Source organism: Pseudomonas sp. TE21394 (genome assembly GCF_054057835.1).
In genome coordinates this window covers 3,969,374-3,992,148 of the sequence record NZ_JBSRZR010000001.1, presented here as the reverse complement: position 1 = coordinate 3,992,148, position 22,775 = coordinate 3,969,374, and the positions used below count along the sequence as shown (strand labels likewise).

Sequence of the window (22,775 nt, the reverse complement as noted above, 5' to 3'; positions counted from 1 at the left end):
TTTTCGGCAGGGCCGGTATCGACCGCTAATGCGGAGTCGATTACTCCAGCCAGCTCTCGACGGTATCCGAGCCGTGTTCCTGCTTCCACTGCTTGAGGATCTTGTGATTGCCACCCTTGGTTTCCACGACCTCGCCGCTGTGCGGGTTCTTGTAGCGCTTAACTTCACGCGGCTTGCGCTGAGCGCCGCCCGACGCGCTAGCGGCACTCACGCTCACGCCTTTGGACGGATCCAGAATGGTGATCACCTGACGCAGGCTCATGCCGTACTCTTCCAGCAAGGCCTTGAGCTTCTGTTCAAACTCGATTTCCTGCTTCAGACCGGAATCGTTTTTCATCGCATCCAGCTGTTGAAGTTGTGCGGCCAGCTGCGCTTCCAGTGCTTTGAATTCGGCAAGTTTGGACATGAGAAATCTTTCCTAGGTATGAGACATGTGAAGGCATAGTAACTGAGACACATTCAATATCCGAGTATTAATTTCCAATCTAAGAGTCATTTCATGTTCATTAATTGCAAAACTCTGTGACAGATCAATCAGCCAAGTTCTGGCAGAGATGAGCCACCACTTCGCGAGGCGCCGCGCTGTTGCCGATCTTGAACATGATGTCTCGCTGGCTGCGCGGCATCTTTTTCGCACAGCGTTTGGCGGCAGACCGAATGGCAACATCTGTGCCATGAATTCGGTCCGCCAGCAGCACGATCAATACAGCATCACTCAGCGTCATCAGCGCCCCAGCTCAGAAATATGATGCCGGGCAGTCTACCCCCACTCCAAAGGGTCGGCTATGCCGATCGGCCAGCTAATTCGACGCGCCAGACTTCGGATTATCGCAATCGCGAAAAAGGCCAAGGCGGTAAAGGGTAATGGTGTCAATGGAAGGGGGCTCAAGGGTAAGAGGCTTACCCGAAAAGGCAAAAGGACCTTTTGAACGCAAGGCAGGTACTGCAATGAAACGCTGGTGGTTCAAATCTCAAAAAGGCCTTCCCGAAGAGATCACCCCCGCCGCCGTGGGCTTTCATCAACCACTGTCGGCGGAGTTACTGCTCGCCGCCAGCCACCGGAAAAGGCTGCTCGAGCGCATCTGGCAATACACGGCCCTCTCCCAGCCACAGTTCGAACAACTCTATCTCGAACCGATTCGTCGCTACGCCACCTATGTACAGCAACTACCGGCCAGTGAGAGCCATCACCATGCCTATCCAGGTGGCATGCTCGACCACGGCTTGGAGCTAGTGGCGTGCAGCCTGAAGTTGCGCCAGTCCTACCTGCTCCCCAGTGGTGCCGCACCGGAAGACCAGGCCGCGCAGGCTGATGCCTGGAGCGCCGCCATTGCCTACGGTGCCCTGCTCCATGACGTTGGTAAAATTGCCGTCGATCTCCAGGTGGAGTGTCAGAATGGTGAACGCTGGCACCCCTGGCACGGCCCGCTGAACCAACCCTACCGCTTCCGCTATCACCCCGACCGGGATTACCAGCTACACGGCGCAGCCGCAGGACTACTGTATACCCAGATCCTGCCCCCCGCCCTACTCGACTGGCTCAGCAGCCACCCTGCCTTGTGGGGGCAATTGCTGTCCTTGCTGGCTGACCACTACGAACACGCCGGCACCCTCGGAGAGTTGGTGCTGCAAGCCGACCGGGTGTCCACGGCACAGAACATTGGGGCCAACCCCACCAAAGCCCTGCTGGCACCTAAACATTCGCTGCAGCATCACCTGCTCATGGGGCTACGCCACTTAGTCAGAAGCGGGTTCAAACTCAACCAGCCTGGCGCTGCCGGCTGGCTCACTGTTGACCACCTGTGGTTGGTCAGCAAAACCGCGACCGACAGGCTGCGTGCCTACCTGCTGGCTCAATCGGTGGACGGTATTCCCACCTCCAACATCGCCTTGTTCGATGAACTGCAATCACACGGATTAGTGGACGCGACACCTGAGGGCAAAGCGGTATGGAGTGCCAACGTAACAGACGATGACTGGCAACATCGCTTTACCTTTCTCCGCCTGCAACCGAGCCTGATTTGGGCCGATGAACCCCGGCCAGACTGCTTTAAAGGAACGGTTGAGCCGATGGTGGAACATCCTCTGCCGGCCGGTGATACCTGCGAGTCGGCTTTGGATCGACCGCAACCAACGCCGAGAGAAGAACAGCCCGAACCCGAGCACCCGAACCAGGATTTTGAATATCTCGACGAGTTGATGGACATGCTGCAAGAGCCGAGCGAGGTCGACACTGGAGCAAGCGCGGGAAGCCCGCAGTTCACCACTACGCCACCCAAGGATGCCGAGGGGCTGGCCTTCCTCGAATGGCTACGCCAAGGAGTTCTCAGTCATCGCTTGGTGGTCAACGACAGCAAGGCCAAGGTCCACACCGTAGACGGCACTTTTTTCCTGGTCACCCCGGGCATTTTTCAACGCTACGCCGCAGAACACCCCGAGTCAGCCGAAGCAGAACCTCAAAGCGACGCCTGGCGGCGAATCCAACGTCAATTTGAAAAGCTGGATGTTCATCTGAAAAAGCCCAATAGCCAGAACATTTGGACTTGCACTGTAAAAGGCCCGCGGAAAACCACCTCTCTCAACGGCTACATCTTGCGTGACACCAATCTCCTAGGCCTGCCGCCTCATCCAGACAATCCGTTCCTTTCGCTCCGACCTCCCACGCCCTGAGTGTCTTGTCTTCCACTTCTCTTAAGCTGAATTTTTTTTACCCCGCTGTTCCACAGACGCTCCCGAGGTGAATACCACCGTATTATTAGACAGTCGGACAAGCGCTGGCCGGGGCAGTTTAGCAACCCCCTACGTGTGGATTGTTCAGCATGAAGATCACATCTCTGCGACGGTTGTTACATCAGCCGACCATGGGCACGGCGAGCAACGGAGCACGCCAGCACAAGCCCTAATCGGCCGTCCCAGGGGCTCAAACCCCATGTTCGAGATGAGACCAGCATTCCAGCCAGGCATGTGGGATTTCTCGATACCGAGCAATGGCTTTAGGCAGAGCCTCGGCTTTACGGCCGAGGTGCGATACGTGATGATAGCGCTTTGATTACACCTCAATGGATCGATCATGGAAGGATTCTGGACTGCTGTCGTGAAGGCTTGCGGCATCGCTGGCGTAGCGGGTTTTCTCAGCTTCATCATCTACCCGCAAGTCATCACCTCTCCCTACCTGAAAAACCTCACGCACACCGAGCTTTTCGCCCTTTTGGGCTTGATCGTAATCGTGGTTTTCGGCGTTTGCCTGGCACTAATCAACGCCAGCAAAAAAACTGCAGCAGGCAGCAACACCGTCAACATTAACGGCTCTACCGTCCATGGCAACGTCCAGGCTGGTAACAACACAACTCACGAAAACAATGAATAAAGCGAATGTGTGGGGCTCTGAGATTCACGGGAGCCTTAGGGTGGGTGACGACACCAATTACATCATCCAGCTTCCAGCGCCTGATCCGACAGCCATCACGCGCGCCTTGGCTAAATTCCAAGAGCTCGGCGAAAATGATGAAGACTTTCAGTGGTTCGTTGAACGACTGGATTTTTTCACCAACCAGAAAACCCAAACGCCTGTGATCGGCCTGGAGCAGAAACTCAGGAATGGTGGCAGAGAGGATCTTCTTGAGGTAGCAATCGAGCGCAAGGATTTCTTTGCAAAACGTCTAATGAAGTCGCAGCTCAACCGTCGTCGGCAAGGCGTCTTCCTGTACATCCTCCAAAAAATCAGCTTCGCGTTTGAGGAAAACGTTCGCCCCCTGATCAAGCAAGGCGCGCCGAGCGATGTTATCGATAGCGTGATTCTGAATGGGATCGTGGATGCCATTTACCGCGAGGTTATGGCCGAAGACATCACAGTGGATCAGTACATGATTTCCGGGATGCTGTACTTCCTCACAGGCAAGTGTCATTTGATCTGGGAGCGGCCAACATGTTGATGTACCACCCGGCCTTTGACGCTAACCACTGCCTCTACAGAATCGTGTCCATCCTTCATGCCGCCGCAGATCAGCAGATCAGCTGGCAGCTGCTGCGTGTGCTCGACTTCTACTACCTGTTCCCTAGTCAGCTCAAAAACATTAAGCCTTGGCCCAGCGAGATCCGAAAGCTGAAGGCCCAGGTGACGAAAATTCCAGAGCAGTTCGAAGACCTGACAAACCCTGCTCGTACGTTTTTCGAGCTTGAGCCTTTCCAGAAAACCGCAACGCTCGAACTGATCGCCAAAGGCGTCATTTCTAAATCCTCATTCGACAAAGGCATCATGAAACTAGAGCCTGACTCCCTACCCTCAGCCTACACAGCTCTTCTGGACACCGACGTCTTCCTCAAGAGCGACGCATTTGAGGTCATCACCAAAGGCTTACCGAAAACAAAATTCAACGGATCGAATGGTCTAAAATCCCGCTCCGGTCTGATGGAGTACATTTATGACCTCTAAGCCCTCTACGTTTTTTATCAACCGATTCATCATCACCAAGGGTGGAAAAAGTGTCTACAACGAGCGCTTCCACCATGGCGTCAACATCATCCGAGGCGCTAACAGCGTAGGTAAATCCACCATCATGGACTTCCTGTTCTACGCTCTTGGCGGGGACATTGCCGAAGATCGTTGGAACGAGGAGGCGCAGACCTGCGATGGCGTCTTTGCCGAGATTGAATTGAACGGTCACATTCTGACAATTCATCGCCAGGTTCAACCCGGCAAGAAGCCTCCCATGAGCTTCTTCAGCGGCACTATTGAACAGCTCAATGCCGCTCAATCAGCGGCAGTTTGGCAAAGCTATGGGATCAACCGCAGCGACGAAAAACTCAGCTTCTCACAGCAGATTTTTGAGCTGCTGGGATGGCCGCACAGCCAGACCGATGATTTCGCAAACCTGACCATTCATCAGATCTTGCGGCTGATTTTCGTCGACCAGAGTACCCAGGTTAACAAAATCCTGCGTGCTGAACACTCAACGTTTGACAAGCCCAGCATGCGCCAAGCGATCGGGGACTTTTTGCTCGGCCTGGACGATCTCGGCATTTACATGCTGAAGCAGCAGCTTTCAAAAGCCGAATCAGAGTTCGCAAAAATCGAAGGCCAGTTGGACTCCATATACAAGTTTATTTCCCCTTCCGAAGCGCTGTTGCGGGAAGCCTCACTCAACAGTGCGGTCGAGAATTCGTACAAGGAACTCCGAACACTGATTGGGATGCGAGATGCATTACTCGCTGAACCCGACGAGTCGACCTCTGATGAGGCCCTTAAGGCCAAAGCCGCAGAAGCCAACCAGCAGATCAGTGAGCTCACCAAGGAAATTGACATCCGCACGACCAGGCAGGCCGAGATGGTCAACGAGATCGTCGAATCTGAATTGTTCATCTCCGCGGTCGAATCCCGGATCAAAGCCCTGCAAGAGTCACGCACAGCTTACGACTTCTTCGGTGAAGTCCGCTTCAAATTCTGTCCCAGCTGCCTCACCGCCCTTTCGGAATCAGGTAAGGAGCAGTGCCACCTATGCAAGACAGAACTAGATAAGAACTCCAGAGAAGCGTCCTACCTGGCGGCATTGAATGAGTTGGCGTTCCAGAAGAAAGAGAGCACAAAAGTGCTCGTGGAACTGCGCACCAAGCTGAGCGAGCATACTCACTACCTCAGTTCAAAACAGCGCGAACTTCAGACCGTAAAGTCCAGCCACGTCACGGCTCTTCGTTTGAGCTCCGACCGTGTGTTCAAGCTAAATGAGCTTTCGACCAAGATAGGCACCGTTGAAGAACGGATCAAAAACTATGACGCGAAAGCCAAGCTGGTGACTGCTGTCGAAAGTCTCATTCAGAAGAAACAGGCGCTCAACAATACCATGCTGGACCTGAATGAGCAGATCACGGCCAGCAAAGCGCAGACCAGCACGCGCCGGGAGGCCATCGAAAATAATCTCTCTGAGAAGACCATTGAGCTTCTGAAGAAGGACGGAGGTTTCGAGCCCGCCTTCAACGATGCGCAAACCGTCATGTTCGACTTTGGTAAGGATTTCATGCTCGTCGATGGACGTTCGAAGTTTTCTGCGAGCTCCGAGACCATTCTCAAAAACAGCTTCCATCTAGCAATCCTGCTTGAGTCGCTTGACGATGACAGCATGCGATATCCAAGACTGTTCTTGCTCGACAACACCGAAGACAAGGGAATGGGCCCGGATCGCAGCCAGAACTTCCAAAGGGTTCTGGTAGAGGCACTTTCAGAGTACGGCGAGAAGCCTCACCAAGTAATTATGACAACGTCTATGGTCGATCCGGCCCTCGACAAATCAGATCTTTGCGTCGGGCCGCACTATGCGAAGGGTATGCATACACTGAACCTTTGACGCTTTATTGCATGCTCCGCCTAGAGCCACCTTCCCGCACTCTAGGCGGACCTCTCTGTTAGCAGAACAAAGCCAGCCGACAACCACCGTCCACCAGCCGTTGACTTCCTCTAACTGAGATAGTTATTAATTGCTTTGAACAGTGCGGCGAATCGAGACTTTGTCGCCTCGTCCACTTTAGTAGAGGGAGTGGTAGCGAACATCGCAGCAACGGTGTAGTGGTTGAAACCACCGCTAGGTCGAAGCTCGATTTTTCGATCAGTCAGAAGGTGTTCTATGCGCTGCACTATCCGGTCGCCTGCAGGCAGATCTTTCTCTTCGATGACCACACCCGCCAACTGCTTCGTGAAGGCCTTGTTGAAGCAGGCAAGGTAGGTCTTGACCGTGAAGAGGTCTTCGATGTCGCTAGGGATCGTATCCTGACCCAAAGCTTTCAGATCACGAAACTGCGAAGCATTGAAAACGGCTTTCTTTTGCACCAGCTTCTGATGGATAAGGCTTTCAAGCTTTTGATCCTGCCGCCCGCTGTAATCCAATAGCAATGCTACGGACAACCCGTTCGCTCCCAACAGCGAGGTGAACGTCGCGACGTTGTTGAGGCCGCCAACCGGCACAATCGTGGTGTGCTGGTCCAGTCCTGATTCACCTGCTGCATCGAGCATCGCAGACATGCTCTGCAGGTAGGCGAGTTCAGAAACGCCCTCGACCAGCAAGTTGCTTTTACTGATGAACAGATTCTGCGCGACGTTCCAGCCCAGCGCTGCTTGGAGGGGGAAAATGGTGCGAGGGTCAGAGCCTGAAAGGTTCTCGGACACTGTGGTTCCTACGTCCTGCTTGTCTTCGACGATTCGAACCTGGTTAAGCCGGGAAGATCTCACCATGAAGGGCGAATGGGTCGTGTAAATCACCTGGTGGCTTGCTGAGAGATTGTCGATGTAATTCAGGAAATCTTCTTGAGCGAGGGCGTGTAGCGCTAGACCTGGCTCATCCAGAAGCAGAATCAGATCACCCGACGTCTTGACGCCCGATGAGGTCAGTTGAGCCTGCACACTGTCAAACCAGACCAGAAAACTGAAGAACCAGATGAAGCCTCTGCTACGCTGATCGAATGGCGTGGTCACGCCACGGTGGCGACGATTCTTGATCCTCAGATAAAGGTTGGGGCCATCGTCGAAGGGGGTAACGTCAGTGCTATCGGGCCTGATATCTACCTCAACTTCCAAGTCCTCGTTTTGTTTCCAAAATTCAAGCACCTTATCGGTAAGGTTGATGGATACGCCTTCGACTTTTGCCCTCATCTCCTCATAGGTTGTCTTCCCGTCAAAGTCATCCAGCTCGACGCCTGCGATCCTGAGTAACGCAAGGATCGAAAGATGTTTGGGTTCAATCAATGCTTTTTTCGTCGGATCGGCTTTTACTGTTGCAATACGGTTTTTTAAATCAGCCAGGTTGATTTTCCCTGGTAGCAAGTCGTAGTCGCTGAAATACAAAAATTTGGGTACCAGTGGCGAAAGCCGTCGCCATACATCGTAAGAACTGATCGAGGAACCTTTCCAAGGGGAGTCATCGATTCGCTTCTTCAGTCCTTCAGCGAACTCAGCATCTACCTCCGTCAGATTGATCTGGCTGAGACTGGTGTAGGCCGCTCGGATAGAAGCCGAGCCGGAAATCGCTTTGACTGCATCGGACGACAGCCCAGCGGTTTTGGCCAAAGCAGTCATTACCGGCGCCTCATCTACGCTCAAGCCTATAGTGCGGCTATTGGCATAGCTATGGCTTACAGTGAAGGTGAAGTCCTCTCCAAGTGAAGTGTGGAGAGCCCTATTAATGCTTTCAAGCTCGGATTTACTCGGTTTGAACGTCAGCTCTACTACTGTTTCAGGATCATCCTCATGTTTACGCAGATAGGCGGTGAGGTGCCTACGTGGGTAGTCATCAGTGGGGTTGAACGCTTCCTCATTCAATGCATCATTGGATTTATGTAGCGCCTTCAAGAAGACTGTTTTTCCTGCCTCGTTCATGCCGACTAGGACAGTGACATCAGGGTCGATGGCAACGCTTTGCGATGTGTTGATTGAGCGGTAGGGCCCTACTGCGGCTTTGGTTAGGATCACGGACGTCTCCTGAGCTGTAGAAGAACTTTAAAGCTTAGTTCACATAACCAGAGGAGCCAGAGTGGTTGAGATTGCTCTGCCAGTACGCTTAGGCCAACCGGAAGCCTCAAGAGTGCCCTAGGCATCGGCACCGGTGTCCTTCTGCGTCCTGGAGGGGCGCCCTCTTAGCGGAAGCTTTACAGGTGATGGCGACTATGGGCCGGCCACTTTTTCTAACGTGTGACGGTAGACCAACATGAAGACATGTCCACCAGAACCCGCAGAAGGCCAGAGGAAGCCGAAGTAAAAAAGGGGGACCAGATGGGGGACCAAAAACCTCTAGACACAAAAAAGCCCTGAAAAATCAGGGCTTTGATGAAAAATTGTGGCGGAAGCGTAGAGATTCGAACTCTAGGATAGTTGCCCATCGACGGTTTTCAAGACCGTTGCCTTAAACCACTCGGCCACGCTTCCAGCTCGTTTTGCGGCCGCCATCATACCGTAATGAAACAAGCTGTCAAACTCTCTGTGTCGCGGGTTGCGGCGGCTCTGATAGACTCCAGGCATCTGAACGTTCAAAACCACAGGTTCATCAAGGAGTGTCGCCATGCGCGAACAGGATTACGCCGTACACAGCGGCCAGCAGGTCGAGCAGCAGGAGATCAGCAAGGTCCTGCGCAACACGTACAGCCTGCTGGCGCTTACCCTCGCCTTCAGCGGTGTCATGGCCTTCGTGGCCCAGCAGATGCGCGTCGGCTACCCGAACGTGTTCGTGGTGCTGATCGGCTTCTACGGGCTGTTCTTCCTCACCAACAAATTGCGCAATTCGGCCTGGGGCCTGGTGTCCACCTTCGCCCTCACCGGTTTCATGGGCTTCATTCTCGGCCCTATCCTCAACCGTTACCTGGGCATGGCCGGTGGCGCCGAAGTGGTCAGCTCGGCATTTGCGATGACCGCACTGGTGTTCGGTGGCCTGTCGGCCTATGTGCTGATCACCCGCAAGGACATGAGCTTCCTCAGCGGCTTCATCACTGCAGGCTTCTTCGTTCTGCTGGGAGCTGTGGTGGCGAGCTTCTTCTTCCAGATCAGCGGCCTGCAACTGGCGATCAGCGCCGGCTTCGTGCTGTTCTCGTCGGTCTGCATCCTGTTCCAGACCAGCGCGATCATTCACGGTGGCGAGCGCAACTACATCATGGCAACCATCAGCCTGTATGTATCGATCTACAACCTGTTCGTCAGCCTGCTGCAACTGTTTGGCATCATGGGTCGCGATGACTGATTGAGTGCTGCCTGAAATAGCCCGCTTCGGCGGGCTTTTTTGTGGGAGCGAGTTGCGGGCTGCGCTTCAATCATGCCGCCATTGTGCCTGCCACTACCCCAAACCCATCATCACCCGTAGAATGCGCTCCTTTTTTCTCCGGGGCAGCTTTCAGCCATGAGCTCACACGAACACAGCCCAGGCGCAGCGGCGCCTGCCAATGAACTGGTGCTTGGCCTGGAAGACAGGCCACGGCCGCTGATTGGCCTGCTGGCAGCGCTGCAACACCTGCTGGCGATCATAGTGCCGATCGTCACCCCTGGCCTGCTGATTTGCCAGGCGCTGGGCGTTTCCGCGCGGGATACCAACCTGATCGTATCGATGTCGCTGGTGATTTCCGGCATCGCCACCTTCGTCCAGTGCAAGCGCTTCGGGCCGTTCGGTGCCGGGCTGCTGATCGTCCAGGGTACCAGCTTCAACTTCGTCGGCCCGCTGATTGCCGGTGGCGCGCTGATGGTCAAGCAAGGCACGCCGGTGGAAAGTGTCATGGCGGCAATCTTTGGTGTAGTCATCGCCGGCTCGTTCGTCGAGATGGGCGTGTCGCGCATCCTGCCCTTCGTCAAACGGCTGATCACGCCGCTGGTGACCGGCATTGTCGTGCTGATGATCGGCCTGACCCTGATCAAGGTCGGCCTGATCAGCATGGGGGGTGGTTTCGGCGCCATGGCCAACGGTACGTTCGCCAATGGTGAGAACCTGCTGCTGTCGGGCGTGGTGCTGGCGATCATCGTCGTCCTCAACCGCATCCCGGTGGTATGGATGCGCAGTTGCGCGATCGTCATCGCCCTTGCGGTCGGCTATGCGCTGGCCGGCTACCTGGGCCGCCTCGACTTCACCGGCATGCATCAGGCCGCACTGTTCCAGGTACCGACGCCGCTGCACTTCGGCCTGGGCTTCTCCTGGGCGCTGTTCATTCCGATGCTGGTGATCTACCTGGTGACTTCGCTGGAAGCCATCGGCGACGTCACTGCCACCAGCAAGGTGTCGCGCCAGCCGGTCGAAGGGCCGGTATGGATGCAGCGGATCAAGGGCGGCGTGCTGGTCAATGGGGCCAACTCGCTGCTGGCCGGGTTCTTCAACACCTTCCCGAGCTCGATCTTTGCGCAGAACAATGGGGTGATCCAGTTGACCGGTATCGCCAGCCGCCATATCGGAATCTGGATCGCTGCAATGCTGGTGCTGCTGGGCCTGTTCCCGAGCGTTGCCGGGGTCATCCAGGCGGTACCGGAGCCGGTGCTGGGTGGCGCGGCCATGGTCATGTTCGGCGCAGTTGCCGCTTCGGGCATCAATATCCTGGCCAGTACCCGGCTGGATCGTCGCGCCCTGCTGATCATCGCGGTGTCGCTGGCGCTGGGCCTGGGTGTGGCGCAGGTGCCGGAGTTCCTGGCACACATGCCGGCAGCGATTCGCAACGTGCTGGAGTCGGGTGTGGCGACCGGAGGTATCTGTGCGCTGGTGCTGAACTGGTTCCTGCCGGAGAGCAAGGAACAGGTTTGAGTTGCTCCCAGGCCTTGCACGATTCCTGAAAGAGCGTGGGCCTTGAGATTGGCGCGCCCCAGCAAGCCCGCCCCGCATGCACGAGCGGGCGCGGGCTTTTTTGCTTTATCATGGCACCATTCCTTCTGCATGAGTGACCCATGAAATTCGCTATCGCGGTGTTCTCCCCGGCCCATGCGCCCTCCTCGCGACGCGCCCTGCGCTACGCCGAGGCGGTGCTGGCCGGCGGCCATGAGATTGCCCGGCTGTTCTTTTACCAGGACGGGGTGCACAGCGCCTCGGTCAACGTGGTCGCGCCCCAGGACGAGCTGGATGTGGCTGGGCAGTGGCGCACCTTCATCGCCGCCAACCAGCTGGACGCCGTAGTATGCATTGCCGCTGCTCTACGCCGTGGCGTGCTCGACGAGGCCGAGGCCAACCGCTATCAGCGTCCGGCCGTGAACCTGCCCAAGCCGTGGGAGCTGTCAGGGCTCGGCCAACTGCATGAGGCCGCCCAGGTTGCCGACCGCCTTGTCTGCTTCGGAGGCGACTGAAATGGCCAAATCCTTGTTGATCATCAGCCGCCAGGCACCCTGGAACGGACCATCGGCCCGTGAGGCACTGGACATTGCCCTGGCCGGCGGTGCGTTCGACCTGCCGCTGGGCATGCTGTTTCTCGATGACGGCGTCTTCCAGCTTGCGCCGGACCAGCAGCCCGCTGTCGTGCAGCAGAAGAACCTGGCTGCCAACCTGCAAGCGCTGCCAATGTTCGGCGTGGAGGAGCTGTTCGCCTGCAACCACAGCCTCGCCCGCCGTGGCCTGGCCGCCGACTGCCTGGCACTGCCGGTGCAAGTGCTCGACGATGCGGCTCTGGCCGCGCTGATCGCCCGTTTTGACCAGGTGGTAACGCTGTGATGACAACCCTGCATGTAATTGCCCACTCCCCGTTTGGCGACGAGCGCCTGGCCAGTTGCCTGCGCCTGCTGGGCGCCGACGATGCCCTGCTGCTGTGCGGTGACGCGGTATACGCCCTGCGCAGCGGCAGCGAGCCGTACCGCCAGTTGCAAGCCGCCGGCCTGGCCGAGCGCCTGTTCGCGCTTGAGGAAGATGTGCAGGCCCGTGCAGTCGGCAACGAACTGGCCAAGGCCGTGGACTACACCGGCTTCGTCGAACTGTCGCTGCATTACCACAAGGTCAACAGCTGGCTATGAATACGCTCACCGTTGGCGATCAGGCGATCGCCCTGGACAAGGACGGTTTCCTGGTCGACCTGCAGGACTGGTCACCTGCCGCTGCCGAGGCGTTGGCCGCGCGCGAGGGCATCCCGCTGACTGCGGACCACTGGGAGATCCTCGAACTGTTGCGCCAGTTCTACCAGGAATACCAGCTGTCCCCGGCCACCCGCCCGCTGATCAAGTACACGGCACTCAAGCTGGGCCCGGACAAGGGCAACAGCCCGCACCTGAACCGCCTGTTCAACGGCACTCCCGCCAAACTCGCCGCCAAGCTGGCGGGCCTGCCCAAACCGACCAACTGCATATGACCCAGCCACGCCCACTCACCCTGGAAACCCCGGCGGAACACCCGTTCGCCGAATTCGTGCGCATTCTTGGCAAAGGCAAGCGCGGCGCGCGAGGCCTGACCCGTGAAGAGGCTCGCGCGGCCATGACCCTGCTGTTGGAAGACAAGGTCGAAGACGCCCAGCTCGGTGCCTTCCTCATGCTGCTGCGACACAAGGAAGAAAGCGCAGAAGAACTGGCCGGCTTCACCGAGGCGCTACGCGCACACCTGCAGGCCCCGCGCATCGCCGTGGACCTGGACTGGCCCACGTATGCCGGCAAGAAGCGCCATCTGCCGTGGTACCTGCTGGCCGCCAAGTGCCTGGCCAGCCATGGTGTGCGCATCTTGATGCATGGCGGCGGCGCCCATACTGCCGGGCGCATGTACACCGAACAACTGCTCGACCTGCTACAAATCCCGCTGTGCCGCAATTGGGCAGCCGTTGCTGAGGCACTCGACCAGCATCAATTGGCGTTCTTCCCGCTGCAGGATTGGGCACCGCAGTTGCAGCGTATGATCGACCTGCGCAATACCCTGGGCCTGCGCTCACCGATCCACTCGCTGGCCCGGGTCCTTAACCCGCTGGGCGCGCGCTGTGGCCTGCAGAGCATCTTCCACCCCGGTTACCAAGCGGTCCACCGCGAGGCCAGCCGCCTGCTGGGTGACCATGCGCTGGTGATCAAGGGCGATGGTGGCGAGATCGAGGTCAACCCCGATGTCATTAGCCATCTTTACGGCACCACGGCAGGCGAGGCCTGGGATGAAGAATGGCCAGCGCTGAGCGAGCGCCGTCACGTCAAGCCGCCCAGCCTGCAAGCCGAGCATCTGCTGGCCTTCTGGCGTGGCGAGGTTGAAGACAGCTATGGCGAGAAGGCTGTTATCGCCACCATGGCCCTGGCCCTTCGCGGCTTGGGCCAGGGTCGCGAAGAGGCGTTCGCAACAGCCCAAGGCTATTGGCAAGCGCGAAACCAATCGATCTAATCGATTATAAACCCCGGATCTTTACGCTATTTTTTCGAACGATTTGGCCTAGACTGGGCTCCAACGACAAACAACCTTGTTTCAGGAGCTCAGCATGGGCCTTTTGATCGATGGCCGCTGGCATGACCAGTGGTATGAAAATGGCAAGGACGGCACCTTCAAGCGTGAAAATGCCCAGCGCCGCAACCCGCTGCCCGCCCCCGAAGCCGGCCGTTACCACCTGTATGTCTCGCTGGCCTGCCCCTGGGCCCACCGCACCCTGATCGTCCGTGCCCTCAAGGGCCTGGAACCGTTGATCGATGTGTCGGTGGTCAGCTGGCTGATGCAGGACCACGGCTGGACCTTCGACCAGCAGCAAGGCTCCTCGGGTGACCACCTCGACGCCCTGCAGTACCTGCACCAGCGCTATACCCAGGATGACCCGCACTACACCGGCCGCGTGACTGTACCGGTGCTGTGGGACAAGCAAGCCAGGCGTATCGTCAACAACGAGTCGTCAGAGATCATCCGCATCTTCAACAGCGCGTTCAACGAGCTGACCGGCAATACACTGGACCTCTACCCCGCGCCGCTGCGCCCGACCATCGAGGCACTGAACGAGCGCATCTACCCAGCGGTGAACAATGGCGTATACCGCGCTGGCTTCGCCACCACGCAGGAGGCCTACGAAGCGGCTTTCGACGATGTATTCAACGAACTGGACTATCTGGAAGACCTGCTCAGCCGCAACCGCTACCTGGCGGGCGAATACCTGACCGAGGCCGATGTGCGGCTGTTCACCACCCTGGTGCGCTTCGATGCGGTGTACCACGGCCACTTCAAGTGCAACCTGCGGCGCCTGAGCGATTACCACAACCTGTCAAACTGGTTGCGCGAGCTGTACCAGTGGCCGGGCGTGGCGGGCACGGTGAACATGGAGCATATCCAGAAACACTATTACCTGAGCCACAAGACCATCAACCCGAACGGGATCGTACCCAAGGGGCCGTTGCAGGATTTCAGCCTGCCGCATGATCGCGAGCGGTTGCCGGGCGAAGGGATCTGGCAGGTTTGAGGCATTCGGGGCCGCTTTGCGGCCCCGGCGGTTTCAGCTGTTCTGCGAACCTTCGAACCAGGCCAGCTTGTCACGCAACTGCACCACCTCCCCGACGATCACCAAGGTCGGCGCATGCACTTCATGCCGGGCCACCAGTTCAGGCAGATCCGCCAGGGTACCGGTGAACACCCGCTGATTACGTGTGGTCCCCTGCTGCACCAGGGCTGCCGGGGTACTGGCCGCGCGGCCATGGCGAATCAGCTCGGCACAGATGGTCGGCAAGCCGACCAGGCCCATGTAGAACACCAGCGTCTGTGCCGGTGCCACCAGGTCATGCCACGGCAGGTTGCTGGTGCCGTCCTTCAGGTGCCCGGTCACGAAACGCACCGACTGGGCATAGTCGCGGTGGGTCAGCGGAATTCCGCCATAGGCGGAACAACCACTGGCCGCGGTTATGCCCGGCACCACCTGGAACGGGATACCCTGCCCGGCCAGCTCTTCGATCTCTTCGCCACCGCGCCCGAAAATGAACGGGTCACCGCCCTTCAGGCGCAATACACGCTTGCCCTGTCTGGCCAGGTCGACCAGCAGGCGGTTGATCTGGTCCTGCGGCACGGCATGGTCGGAACGACGCTTGCCCACATAGATACGCTCGGCATCGCGCCGGCACATATCGATGATTGCCGGTGCCACCAGGCGGTCGTACAGCACCACGTCGGCCTGCTGCATCAGGCGCAAGGCACGGAAGGTCAGCAGGTCCGGGTCGCCCGGGCCTGCACCTACCAGATACACCTCACCACCTTGCTGTACCGGCGCACCGTCCACCATCGCCTGTAACAGGCGCTCGGCCTCGGCGCCCTGCCCGGCCAGCTGGCGTTCGGCAATCGGGCCCTGGAACACGGTTTCCCAGAAGCCGCGGCGCTGATTGACGTCCGGGTACAAGGATTTGACCTTGTGCCGGAAACGTGCCGCCAGCCCGGCCAGCTCGCCATAGGCCGATGGAATCCAGGCCTCGAGCTTGGCGCGAATCAACCGCGCCAGCACCGGCGCGTCACCGCCGCTGGAAACTGCAATCACCAAGGGCGAACGGTCGACGATGGCGGGGAAAATCACCGTACACAGGGCCGGCGCGTCAACCACGTTGACCGGCAGGCTGAGGGCCTGCGCGTCAGCCGACACCTGGGCATTGAGCCCGGTGTCGTCGGTGGCCGCGATCACCAGCCGGCAACCGACCAGGTCGGCTGCCTGATAGCCACGCACCAGCACCTCACCGCCACCTTCCCGGGCCAGCGCGGCCAGTTGGCCGTCGACCTCCGGCGCCACCACGCGCAGCGAGGCCCCGGCATCGGCCAGCAGGCGCGCCTTGCGCAGCGCGATCTCACCGCCGCCGACAACCAGCACGCGGCCGCCCTGCAGCTTGTGGAACAGCGGCAGGTAATCCATTTAGCGGATAACCTCGACGCCACCCATGTATGGCTTGAGCACTTCCGGTACGCGGATCGAACCGTCCGCCTGCTGGTAGTTTTCCAGCACCGCGACCAAGGTACGCCCCACCGCCAGGCCGGAGCCGTTGAGGGTGTGCACCAGCTCTGGCTTGCCGGTTTCCGGGTTGCGCCAGCGGGCCTGCATGCGGCGCGCCTGGAAATCGCCGCAGTTGGAGCACGAGCTGATTTCACGGTACTTGTCCTGGCTCGGCACCCACACTTCCAGGTCGTAGGTCTTCACCGCGCCAAAGCCCATGTCGCCGGTGCACAGGGCCAGCACGCGGTACGGCAGCTCCAGCAGCTGCAGCACGCGCTCGGCGTTGGCGGTCAGGCCTTCCAGGGCCTCCATCGACCTGGACGGTTCGACGACCTGCACCATCTCGACCTTGTCGAACTGGTGCTGGCGGATCATGCCGCGGGTGTCACGGCCGGAAGCACCGGCTTCGCTGCGGAAGCACGGGGTGTGAGCCACCAGTTTCAGCGGCAGTTGCTTGGCATCGAGGATCTCACCCGCCACCAGGTTGGTCAGCGACACTTCGGCGGTCGGAATCAGGTAGAAGTCAGCCTCGCCCTCGCGGCTGATCTTGAACAGGTCTTCCTCGAACTTCGGCAGCTGGCCGGTGCCCTGCAGGGCCGGGGCCTGCACCAGGTACGGGGTATAGTGCTCCTCGTAGCCGTGCTCAGTGGTGTGCAGGTTGATCATGAACTGCGCCAGGGCGCGGTGCAGGCGAGCGATCGGGCCACGCAGCACGGCAAAACGGGCGCCGGACAGTTTGGCGGCGGCTTCGAAGTCCAGGCCACCGCTGATTTCGCCGAGGGCGACATGGTCCTTGATGTCGAAATCAAAGGTTCTCGGCGTGCCCCAACGGCGCACCTCGACGTTGTCGTCTTCGCTGGCACCGACCGGCACGCTGGCGTCCGGCAGGTTGGGGATGGTCAGCAGGATGCCGTCCAGTTCGGCCTGGATGCCATCCAGCTCGGCCTTGCCGGCCGCCAGTTCGTTGGCCATGCGCTCTACGTCGGCCATCAGCGGCGCGATGTCTTCGCCCTTGGCCTTGGCCTGGCCGATGGACTTGGAGCGGGCGTTACGCTCGGCCTGCAGTTGCTCGGTGCGGGTCTGCACCGCCTTGCGGCGCTCTTCCAGTGATTCGATGCGCGCGACATCCAGGCTGAAGCCACGGGAGGCCAGGCGATCCGCCACTTCCTGAAGTTGGCCGCGTAACAGTTTGGAATCGAGCATATCGTTCTCTCGTTATGTGTAGGTGTTGGTTCAGAATCGGGTCAGGGACAGGCCGGCCCAGGTCGCGAGCAACCCGCCCACCACGCTGATACCGGTATAGCCCAGGGCCAGAGGCACTTGCCCGCTTTCCAGCAGGCGTACGGTATCCAGCGACAAGGAAGAAAAAGTCGTCAGGCCGCCCAGAAAGCCGACGATCAGACCGGCGCGCAGTTCGATCGGCACCATCGGCTTGTGCAGGAACAGGCCATAGAGCAGGCCAATCAGCAGGCAGCCAACCAGGTTGACCGCCAGCGTACCGAGATAGAAGTGCCGTGGCCAGTGGGCAACCACCCAATTGGAGGTGGCAAAGCGCAACAAGGTACCGGCAATACCGCCCGCGCTGACGGCGGCAATCAATGCGATCACGGTTTTCTCCGCTGTCGGGGGCTGCTGCGGTCGAGCTCGGCCAGATGACGCAGCTTCTCGCCAATCTTCAGTTCCAGGCCACGCGGCACTGGCTGGTAGTACTGGCGCGGTTCAAGCGCTTCGGGGAAGTAATCCTCGCCGGCAGCGTAGGCATCGGGCTCGTCATGGGCGTAGCGGTACTCGTCGCCGTAACCCAATTGCTTCATCAATTTGGTCGGGGCGTTGCGCAAGTGCAGCGGCACTTCCAGCGAACCGTGTTCGGCAGCCTCGCGCAGGGCGGCCTTGAAACCCATGTACACCGCATTGCTCTTCGGCGCGCAGGCCAGGTAGGTGATGGCCTGGGCCACCGCCAGCTCGCCTTCGGGGCTGCCCAGGCGCTCCTGCACGTCCCAGGCGGCCAGGCACAGGCTGAGCGCCCGCGGGTCGGCGTTGCCGATGTCTTCGCTGGCCATGCGCACCACGCGACGGGCGATGTACAGCGGGTCGCAGCCGCCATCGAGCATGCGCGCGAACCAGTACAGGGCGCCATCCGGGTTGGAGCCGCGCACCGACTTGTGCAGCGCGGAAATCTGGTCATAGAACGCCTCGCCACCCTTGTCGAAACGGCGGCGGCTGTCGCCGAGCAGGCTTTGCAGCATCTCGACGCCGATCTCGCTGCCATCCTCGGCAAGGTCGGAAGCATTCTCGAGGAAGTTGAGCATGCGCCGACCATCGCCATCAGCAGCAGCCATCAGCATGCTGAAGGCGTCATCGCTGACGCGCAGGTTGCGCTTGCCCAGGCCGCGCTCTTCGGTCAGGGCGCGGTTGACCAGCTTGCGCAGCGCCGCCTCGTCCAGGCTCTTGAGCACGTACACCCGCGCCCGTGACAGCAGCGCATTGTTCAGCTCGAACGACGGATTTTCGGTGGTAGCGCCAATGAACAACAGGGTGCCGTCTTCCACGTACGGCAGGAAGGCGTCCTGCTGCGACTTGTTGAAACGGTGCACTTCGTCGACGAACAGGATGGTGCGCCGGCCATACTGGCCTGCCTGCTGCTTGGCCACCTCGACCGCCTGGCGAATCTCCTTCACCCCGGCGAGTACCGCCGACACCGTTTCGAAGTGTGCATCGCAGAACTGCGCCAGCAGCCGCGCCAGGGTGGTCTTGCCCACCCCTGGAGGCCCCCAGAAGATCATCGAATGCAGCGCACCCTGCTCCAGCGCTTCGCGCAGCGGTTTGCCGCGCGCCAGCAGATGCTCCTGGCCGACGTACTCGTCCAGGTTGGACGGGCGCAGGCGGGCGGCCAGGGGCTGGGCGACGGGTTCGCTTCGAAACAGGTCCATGGCGGGTTCTGGTTACTCCTTGATGACGTCCGCGCCTTGCGGGATATCGAACTTGAACTTGCTGTCCGGGACCGCCTGGTTGGCCTTGACGCCATTGAACAGGATGTTGGTGCGCTGGCCGACGCTGTCGATCAGCTGCATGTCATTGATCAGGCCTTTGCGGAACGACACGCGCAGCGAGTCGAACAGGGTGTCCTTGGTCTTTGGCTTGAGGGTGAAGTCCATCACTTCGCCCTGCTCCTTCGAGGTGATATCGAAGCTCTGGCTGATCTTCGACACGTCACCGGACAGCAGCAGCGCCGGGGTCTGGTTCAGGCGCACGTCGAGCTTCTTGATGGTGGCCTGTTCCAGGTCCGGGTCCCACAGGGTGACGTTCTTGCCGTCGGAAACCACCACCTGCTCCTGCGGGGCATCGGTGTGCCAGTAGAACAGGCCCGGGCGCTTCACTGTCATCTTGCCGGAGGTTTCCTGCAGGCTGGTGCCCCCGGCATCCAGGGTCAGCTGGGAAAAGTTGGCCTCGATGGTCTGCGACTTTTCCAGCAGTTGGGTCAGGCGTTGTACATCTTGCTCACCGGCATAGGCCGTAACCGTGCCCAGGGTCAGGGCAGAAACCAGCAGCATGCGAATCGCGCGCATGGGAATCCTCATCGAGCATTGAAATAGGCCGGGCACCACCGTTGGTGCCCGGCAAGGTGTTCATCAGTCGCGCGGGCCGCCCGGGGCTATCACTTCCCGCGAGCCGTTGCTGTTCATGGGGGTGACCACGCCGGCCATTTCCATGGCTTCGATCATGCGCGCCGCGCGGTTGTAGCCAATCTTCAGTTTGCGCTGCACGGCCGAGATGGACGCACGGCGGCTTTCCAGCACGAACTGCACCGCCTCATCATACAGGGCGTCACTTTCCGAATCATCGCCATCGCCACCACCACCGCTGCCGCCCTCGAAGCCACTGCCGGCCTCCTCGACGCCGTTGAGGATGTCATCGTTGTAGTCCGGCGCGCCGCGCAGCTTCCACGCCTCCACCACACGGTGTACCTCGTCGTCGGAGACGAACGCGCCATGCACACGGATCGGCAGGCTGGTGCCCGGCGGCATGTACAGCATGTCGCCATGGCCCAGCAGCTGTTCGGCGCCACCCTGGTCGATGATGGTCCGCGAGTCGATCTTGCTCGACACCTGGAACGCCATGCGGGTCGGGATGTTGGCCTTGATCAGGCCAGTGATCACGTCCACCGAGGGGCGCTGGGTGGCGAGGATCAGGTGGATACCGGCCGCGCGCGCCTTCTGCGCGATACGGGCGATCAGCTCTTCGACCTTCTTGCCGACGATCATCATCATGTCGGCGAACTCGTCGACGATCACCACGATGGTCGGCAGGGTCTTCAGCGCCGGCGGCTCGTCGTCCATGCTCTCGCGACGGTACAGCGGGTCATGGATGATTTCGCCGGCTTCCTGTGCATCCTTGATCTTGCGGTTGAAGCCGGCCAGGTTACGTACGCCCATGGCCGCCATCAGCTTGTAACGCCGCTCCATCTCGGCCACGCTCCAGCGCAGGGCGTTGGCGGCGTCCTTCATGTCGGTGACCACCGGGCACAGCAAGTGCGGGATGCCCTCGTAGATCGACAGCTCGAGCATTTTCGGGTCGATCATGATCAGCCGCGCATCTTCCGGGCTGGACTTGAACAGAATCGACAGGATCATCGCGTTCACACCCACCGACTTACCGGAACCGGTAGTACCGGCCACCAGCAGGTGCGGCATCTTGGCCAGGTCGGTGATCACCGGCTTGCCACCGATGTCGTGGCCCAGGGCCAAGGTGACCGGCGATTTCTGCTCGTCGTACTGCGGCGTGGCCAGCACTTCGGAGAAGCGCACCATTTGCCGGTTTTCGTTGGGGATCTCGATACCCACGGTGGTCTTGCCGGGGATGACCTCGACCACCCGCACGCTGGTCACGGCCAGCGAACGCGCCAGGTCCTTGGCCAGGTTGGCGATGCGGCTGACCTTCACGCCTGCGGCCGGCTGGATCTCGTAACGGGTGATCACCGGGCCCGGGTGGATCGAGTCCACCGTCACTTCCACGCCGAATTCCTTGAGTTTGATTTCCAGCAGCTGGCCGACACCGGCGAGCGATTCTGGCGAATACTCGATCTTCTTCTGTTCGGCCGGGTCGAGGATGGAGATGGACGGCAAGGTGCCCTCCACGGCGCTGTCGATGAACAGCGGCGCCTGCTTTTCCTTCATTACCCGCTTGCTCGGTTCCGGTGCCCTGGCGGCAGACGGCGGCACGATTGTCGGGGCCGCGGGTTGTTCACGCTGCACCGTTGGCTCGCGGGGCACTACCGGCTCGCGCACTGCAGTGGCCTCGCGCGACACCAGCGGCTCGCGCGACAGGGTAGGCTCGCGTGGCTCGACCGGTTGCGCGGGGGCTTCCTCACGCTTGAACAGGCGCTCGCGCAGCGCCGGGCGTGCCGGTTGCTCGTGCTTGTCGGCTGGCGCCGGTGCGGCCTTGAATACGGGTTCGTCCTCGCGCAGTTGCGCCTCCAGGCGCTTGCGCTCGTTGCGGGCTTCCCACCAGCGGGTGGCGGCGCCTTGCATCAGCTCGAACAGGTCGAGGGTGATCTTGCCGGTCAGGTCCATCACCTTGAACCACGACAGGTCGGTGAACACGGTCAGGCCGAACAGGAACAGGGCAATGAACATCAACGTGCTGCCCTGCACGTTCAGCAGGTTACGCGCCAGGTCACCCAGGCTCTCGCCCAGTGCGCCACCGGCGGAGAACGGCATGCTGGCCGGCGGGTGGAAATGAATATGCGCCAGCGCCGCACCGGACAGCACCAGGAACACCAGGCCGATCAGCCGCCAGGAGAACAGCCAGCCGCTCCAGTCCCAGGGCTGGTGGCGCTCGCGGAAGATCTGCCAGGTCTTGATCGCCAGCAGCAGCGGGAAGATATAGGCGAAGTAGCCCAGCACCATGAACAGGATGTCGGCGAAGTAGGCACCGGCGCGCCCGGCGGCGTTCTGCACCTGCTCGACGTTGCTGGTGTGGCTGAAGCCCGGGTCAGACGTGTCGTAGGTGAGCAGCGCCATCCACAGGTACAGGCACAGGGCGCCGACAGCGATCAACGCACCTTCCTTGAGGCGATAATGCAGCTGCTGCCGCCACAGGGGCACGGGCAAGGGAGCTGGGGTTGCGGTGGATTTCTTCAAAACGCGTGTATTCCTGCGCGTGCTGCGCGTCCAATAGTGATCGGCCGGCGGTGCGGCCAATGAACCACTACTTTTAACATTACTGCCCGCCGGCCGCCATGGCGGGGCGCCGTATGGGGGCTTGGCCGGGGACGACTTTCACATAGCTGCAATTTGACCACGCATTGTCTTCTGTGACAAAGGCTTATGCTGTGTTTTTGCACAGGTGTGACAGCAAATGTGGCGGATGGTGCCTGTGCTTTGTTGAATGTGTAGGAAATTGCCTTTTTTCACCGCCTGTGCCGTCCTTTTCGCGGCCATGCACACTGCCAC

At 59.8% G+C, this 22,775-nt stretch carries 22 protein-coding genes and 1 tRNA gene; 13 read left to right on the top strand and 10 right to left on the bottom strand.

The window, feature by feature from the left end; genetic code table 11:
- Nucleotides 1-40 precede the first annotated feature (40 nt).
- Together ACVWZT_RS18130 and ACVWZT_RS18125 are read right to left on the bottom strand one after the other, a co-directional pair.
- Nucleotides 41-406, bottom strand: a complete 366-nt coding sequence (locus ACVWZT_RS18130) for a histone-like nucleoid-structuring protein, MvaT/MvaU family (RefSeq protein ID WP_457470576.1) — start codon at nt 404-406, stop codon at nt 41-43.
- 124 nt (nt 407-530) lie between these two features.
- Nucleotides 531-725 carry a DUF7740 domain-containing protein gene (locus ACVWZT_RS18125; RefSeq protein ID WP_457470574.1) on the bottom strand — a complete coding sequence of 65 codons (195 nt, stop codon included), beginning with the start codon at nt 723-725 and terminating at the stop codon, nt 531-533.
- Between the two features lie 223 nt (nt 726-948).
- Between ACVWZT_RS18125 and mobH the strand changes: the two genes are divergently transcribed.
- The 5 genes from mobH to ACVWZT_RS18100 all read left to right on the top strand — a co-directional run bounded on the left by mobH (nt 949) and on the right by ACVWZT_RS18100 (nt 6,338).
- A complete protein-coding gene (mobH, locus tag ACVWZT_RS18120) occupies nt 949-2,670 on the top strand; it encodes a MobH family relaxase (RefSeq protein WP_457470573.1) in 1,722 nt (573 codons plus the stop codon).
- 400 nt (nt 2,671-3,070) lie between these two features.
- Nucleotides 3,071-3,367 carry a hypothetical protein gene (locus ACVWZT_RS18115; RefSeq protein ID WP_457470572.1) on the top strand — a complete coding sequence of 99 codons (297 nt, stop codon included), beginning with the start codon at nt 3,071-3,073 and terminating at the stop codon, nt 3,365-3,367.
- A gap of 40 nt (nt 3,368-3,407) precedes the next feature.
- Nucleotides 3,408-3,932, top strand: a complete 525-nt coding sequence (locus tag ACVWZT_RS18110; protein WP_457470570.1) for an ABC-three component system protein — start codon at nt 3,408-3,410, stop codon at nt 3,930-3,932.
- Nucleotides 3,926-4,432 carry an ABC-three component system middle component 5 gene (locus ACVWZT_RS18105; protein WP_457470568.1) on the top strand — a complete coding sequence of 169 codons (507 nt, stop codon included), beginning with the start codon at nt 3,926-3,928 and terminating at the stop codon, nt 4,430-4,432. The genes ACVWZT_RS18110 and ACVWZT_RS18105 overlap by 7 nt, the downstream gene beginning before the upstream one ends.
- Nucleotides 4,422-6,338, top strand: coding sequence for an AAA family ATPase (locus ACVWZT_RS18100; protein WP_457470566.1), 1,917 nt, complete (start codon nt 4,422-4,424; stop codon nt 6,336-6,338). The genes ACVWZT_RS18105 and ACVWZT_RS18100 overlap by 11 nt, the downstream gene beginning before the upstream one ends.
- Before the next feature lie 110 nt (nt 6,339-6,448).
- Here the strand turns inward: ACVWZT_RS18100 and ACVWZT_RS18095 are convergent, their stop codons facing one another.
- Both ACVWZT_RS18095 and ACVWZT_RS18090 read right to left on the bottom strand, forming a co-directional pair.
- Nucleotides 6,449-8,452, bottom strand: a complete 2,004-nt coding sequence (locus tag ACVWZT_RS18095) for an ATP-dependent nuclease (RefSeq protein WP_457470565.1) — start codon at nt 8,450-8,452, stop codon at nt 6,449-6,451.
- Nucleotides 8,453-8,817: 365 nt separating this feature from the next.
- Nucleotides 8,818-8,905 (bottom strand) — tRNA-Ser (locus ACVWZT_RS18090).
- A gap of 133 nt (nt 8,906-9,038) precedes the next feature.
- On the opposite strand from ACVWZT_RS18090, the gene ACVWZT_RS18085 reads away from it, so the two are divergent.
- From ACVWZT_RS18085 to ACVWZT_RS18050, 8 genes are all read left to right on the top strand, one after another.
- Nucleotides 9,039-9,710 (top strand): Bax inhibitor-1/YccA family protein, encoded by a 672-nt coding sequence (locus tag ACVWZT_RS18085; protein WP_296230666.1) that lies wholly within the window; start codon nt 9,039-9,041, stop codon nt 9,708-9,710.
- 156 nt (nt 9,711-9,866) lie between these two features.
- Nucleotides 9,867-11,246 (top strand): nucleobase:cation symporter-2 family protein, encoded by a 1,380-nt coding sequence (locus tag ACVWZT_RS18080; RefSeq protein WP_457470563.1) that lies wholly within the window; start codon nt 9,867-9,869, stop codon nt 11,244-11,246.
- 140 nt (nt 11,247-11,386) lie between these two features.
- Nucleotides 11,387-11,779: a sulfurtransferase complex subunit TusD gene (tusD, locus tag ACVWZT_RS18075; RefSeq protein ID WP_457470561.1), complete on the top strand. Its 393-nt coding sequence runs from the start codon at nt 11,387-11,389 to the stop codon at nt 11,777-11,779.
- 1 nt (nt 11,780) lies between these two features.
- Nucleotides 11,781-12,140 carry a sulfurtransferase complex subunit TusC gene (gene tusC, locus ACVWZT_RS18070; RefSeq protein ID WP_296230662.1) on the top strand — a complete coding sequence of 120 codons (360 nt, stop codon included), beginning with the start codon at nt 11,781-11,783 and terminating at the stop codon, nt 12,138-12,140.
- Complete coding sequence (tusB, locus tag ACVWZT_RS18065; protein WP_296230660.1) at nt 12,140-12,436, top strand: sulfurtransferase complex subunit TusB; 297 nt, start codon at nt 12,140-12,142, stop codon at nt 12,434-12,436. Before tusC ends, tusB begins: the two co-directional genes overlap by 1 nt.
- On the top strand, nt 12,433-12,768 hold the full coding sequence (locus tag ACVWZT_RS18060; protein WP_186687011.1) for a TusE/DsrC/DsvC family sulfur relay protein: 336 nt from the start codon (nt 12,433-12,435) through the stop codon (nt 12,766-12,768). The genes tusB and ACVWZT_RS18060 overlap by 4 nt, the downstream gene beginning before the upstream one ends.
- Entirely contained in the window at nt 12,765-13,766 is a 1,002-nt protein-coding gene (locus tag ACVWZT_RS18055; RefSeq protein WP_457470559.1) for a glycosyl transferase family protein, read from the top strand. Before ACVWZT_RS18060 ends, ACVWZT_RS18055 begins: the two co-directional genes overlap by 4 nt.
- 94 nt (nt 13,767-13,860) lie before the next feature.
- Nucleotides 13,861-14,820, top strand: a complete 960-nt coding sequence (locus ACVWZT_RS18050; RefSeq protein WP_457470557.1) for a glutathione S-transferase family protein — start codon at nt 13,861-13,863, stop codon at nt 14,818-14,820.
- A 33-nt stretch (nt 14,821-14,853) separates the two neighbouring features.
- On the opposite strand, the gene cysG is transcribed toward ACVWZT_RS18050, so the two are convergent.
- The 6 genes from cysG to ACVWZT_RS18020 all read right to left on the bottom strand — a co-directional run bounded on the left by cysG (nt 14,854) and on the right by ACVWZT_RS18020 (nt 22,523).
- Nucleotides 14,854-16,245, bottom strand: coding sequence for a siroheme synthase CysG (gene cysG / locus ACVWZT_RS18045; protein WP_457470556.1), 1,392 nt, complete (start codon nt 16,243-16,245; stop codon nt 14,854-14,856).
- Nucleotides 16,246-17,526, bottom strand: a complete 1,281-nt coding sequence (gene serS, locus ACVWZT_RS18040; RefSeq protein WP_296230651.1) for a serine--tRNA ligase — start codon at nt 17,524-17,526, stop codon at nt 16,246-16,248.
- Between the two features lie 30 nt (nt 17,527-17,556).
- Nucleotides 17,557-17,931, bottom strand: a complete 375-nt coding sequence (gene crcB, locus ACVWZT_RS18035) for a fluoride efflux transporter CrcB (protein WP_289133153.1) — start codon at nt 17,929-17,931, stop codon at nt 17,557-17,559.
- The gene (locus ACVWZT_RS18030; protein WP_296230646.1) at nt 17,928-19,253 is read right to left on the bottom strand and encodes a replication-associated recombination protein A; all 1,326 of its coding nucleotides are present in this window, start codon (nt 19,251-19,253) and stop codon (nt 17,928-17,930) included. The genes crcB and ACVWZT_RS18030 overlap by 4 nt, the downstream gene beginning before the upstream one ends.
- Nucleotides 19,254-19,265: 12 nt before the next feature.
- Entirely contained in the window at nt 19,266-19,889 is a 624-nt protein-coding gene (gene lolA, locus ACVWZT_RS18025; RefSeq protein WP_170030555.1) for an outer membrane lipoprotein chaperone LolA, read from the bottom strand.
- 63 nt (nt 19,890-19,952) lie between these two features.
- Nucleotides 19,953-22,523, bottom strand: coding sequence for a DNA translocase FtsK (locus ACVWZT_RS18020; protein WP_457470553.1), 2,571 nt, complete (start codon nt 22,521-22,523; stop codon nt 19,953-19,955).
- Between the last annotated feature and the right edge of the window lie 252 nt (nt 22,524-22,775).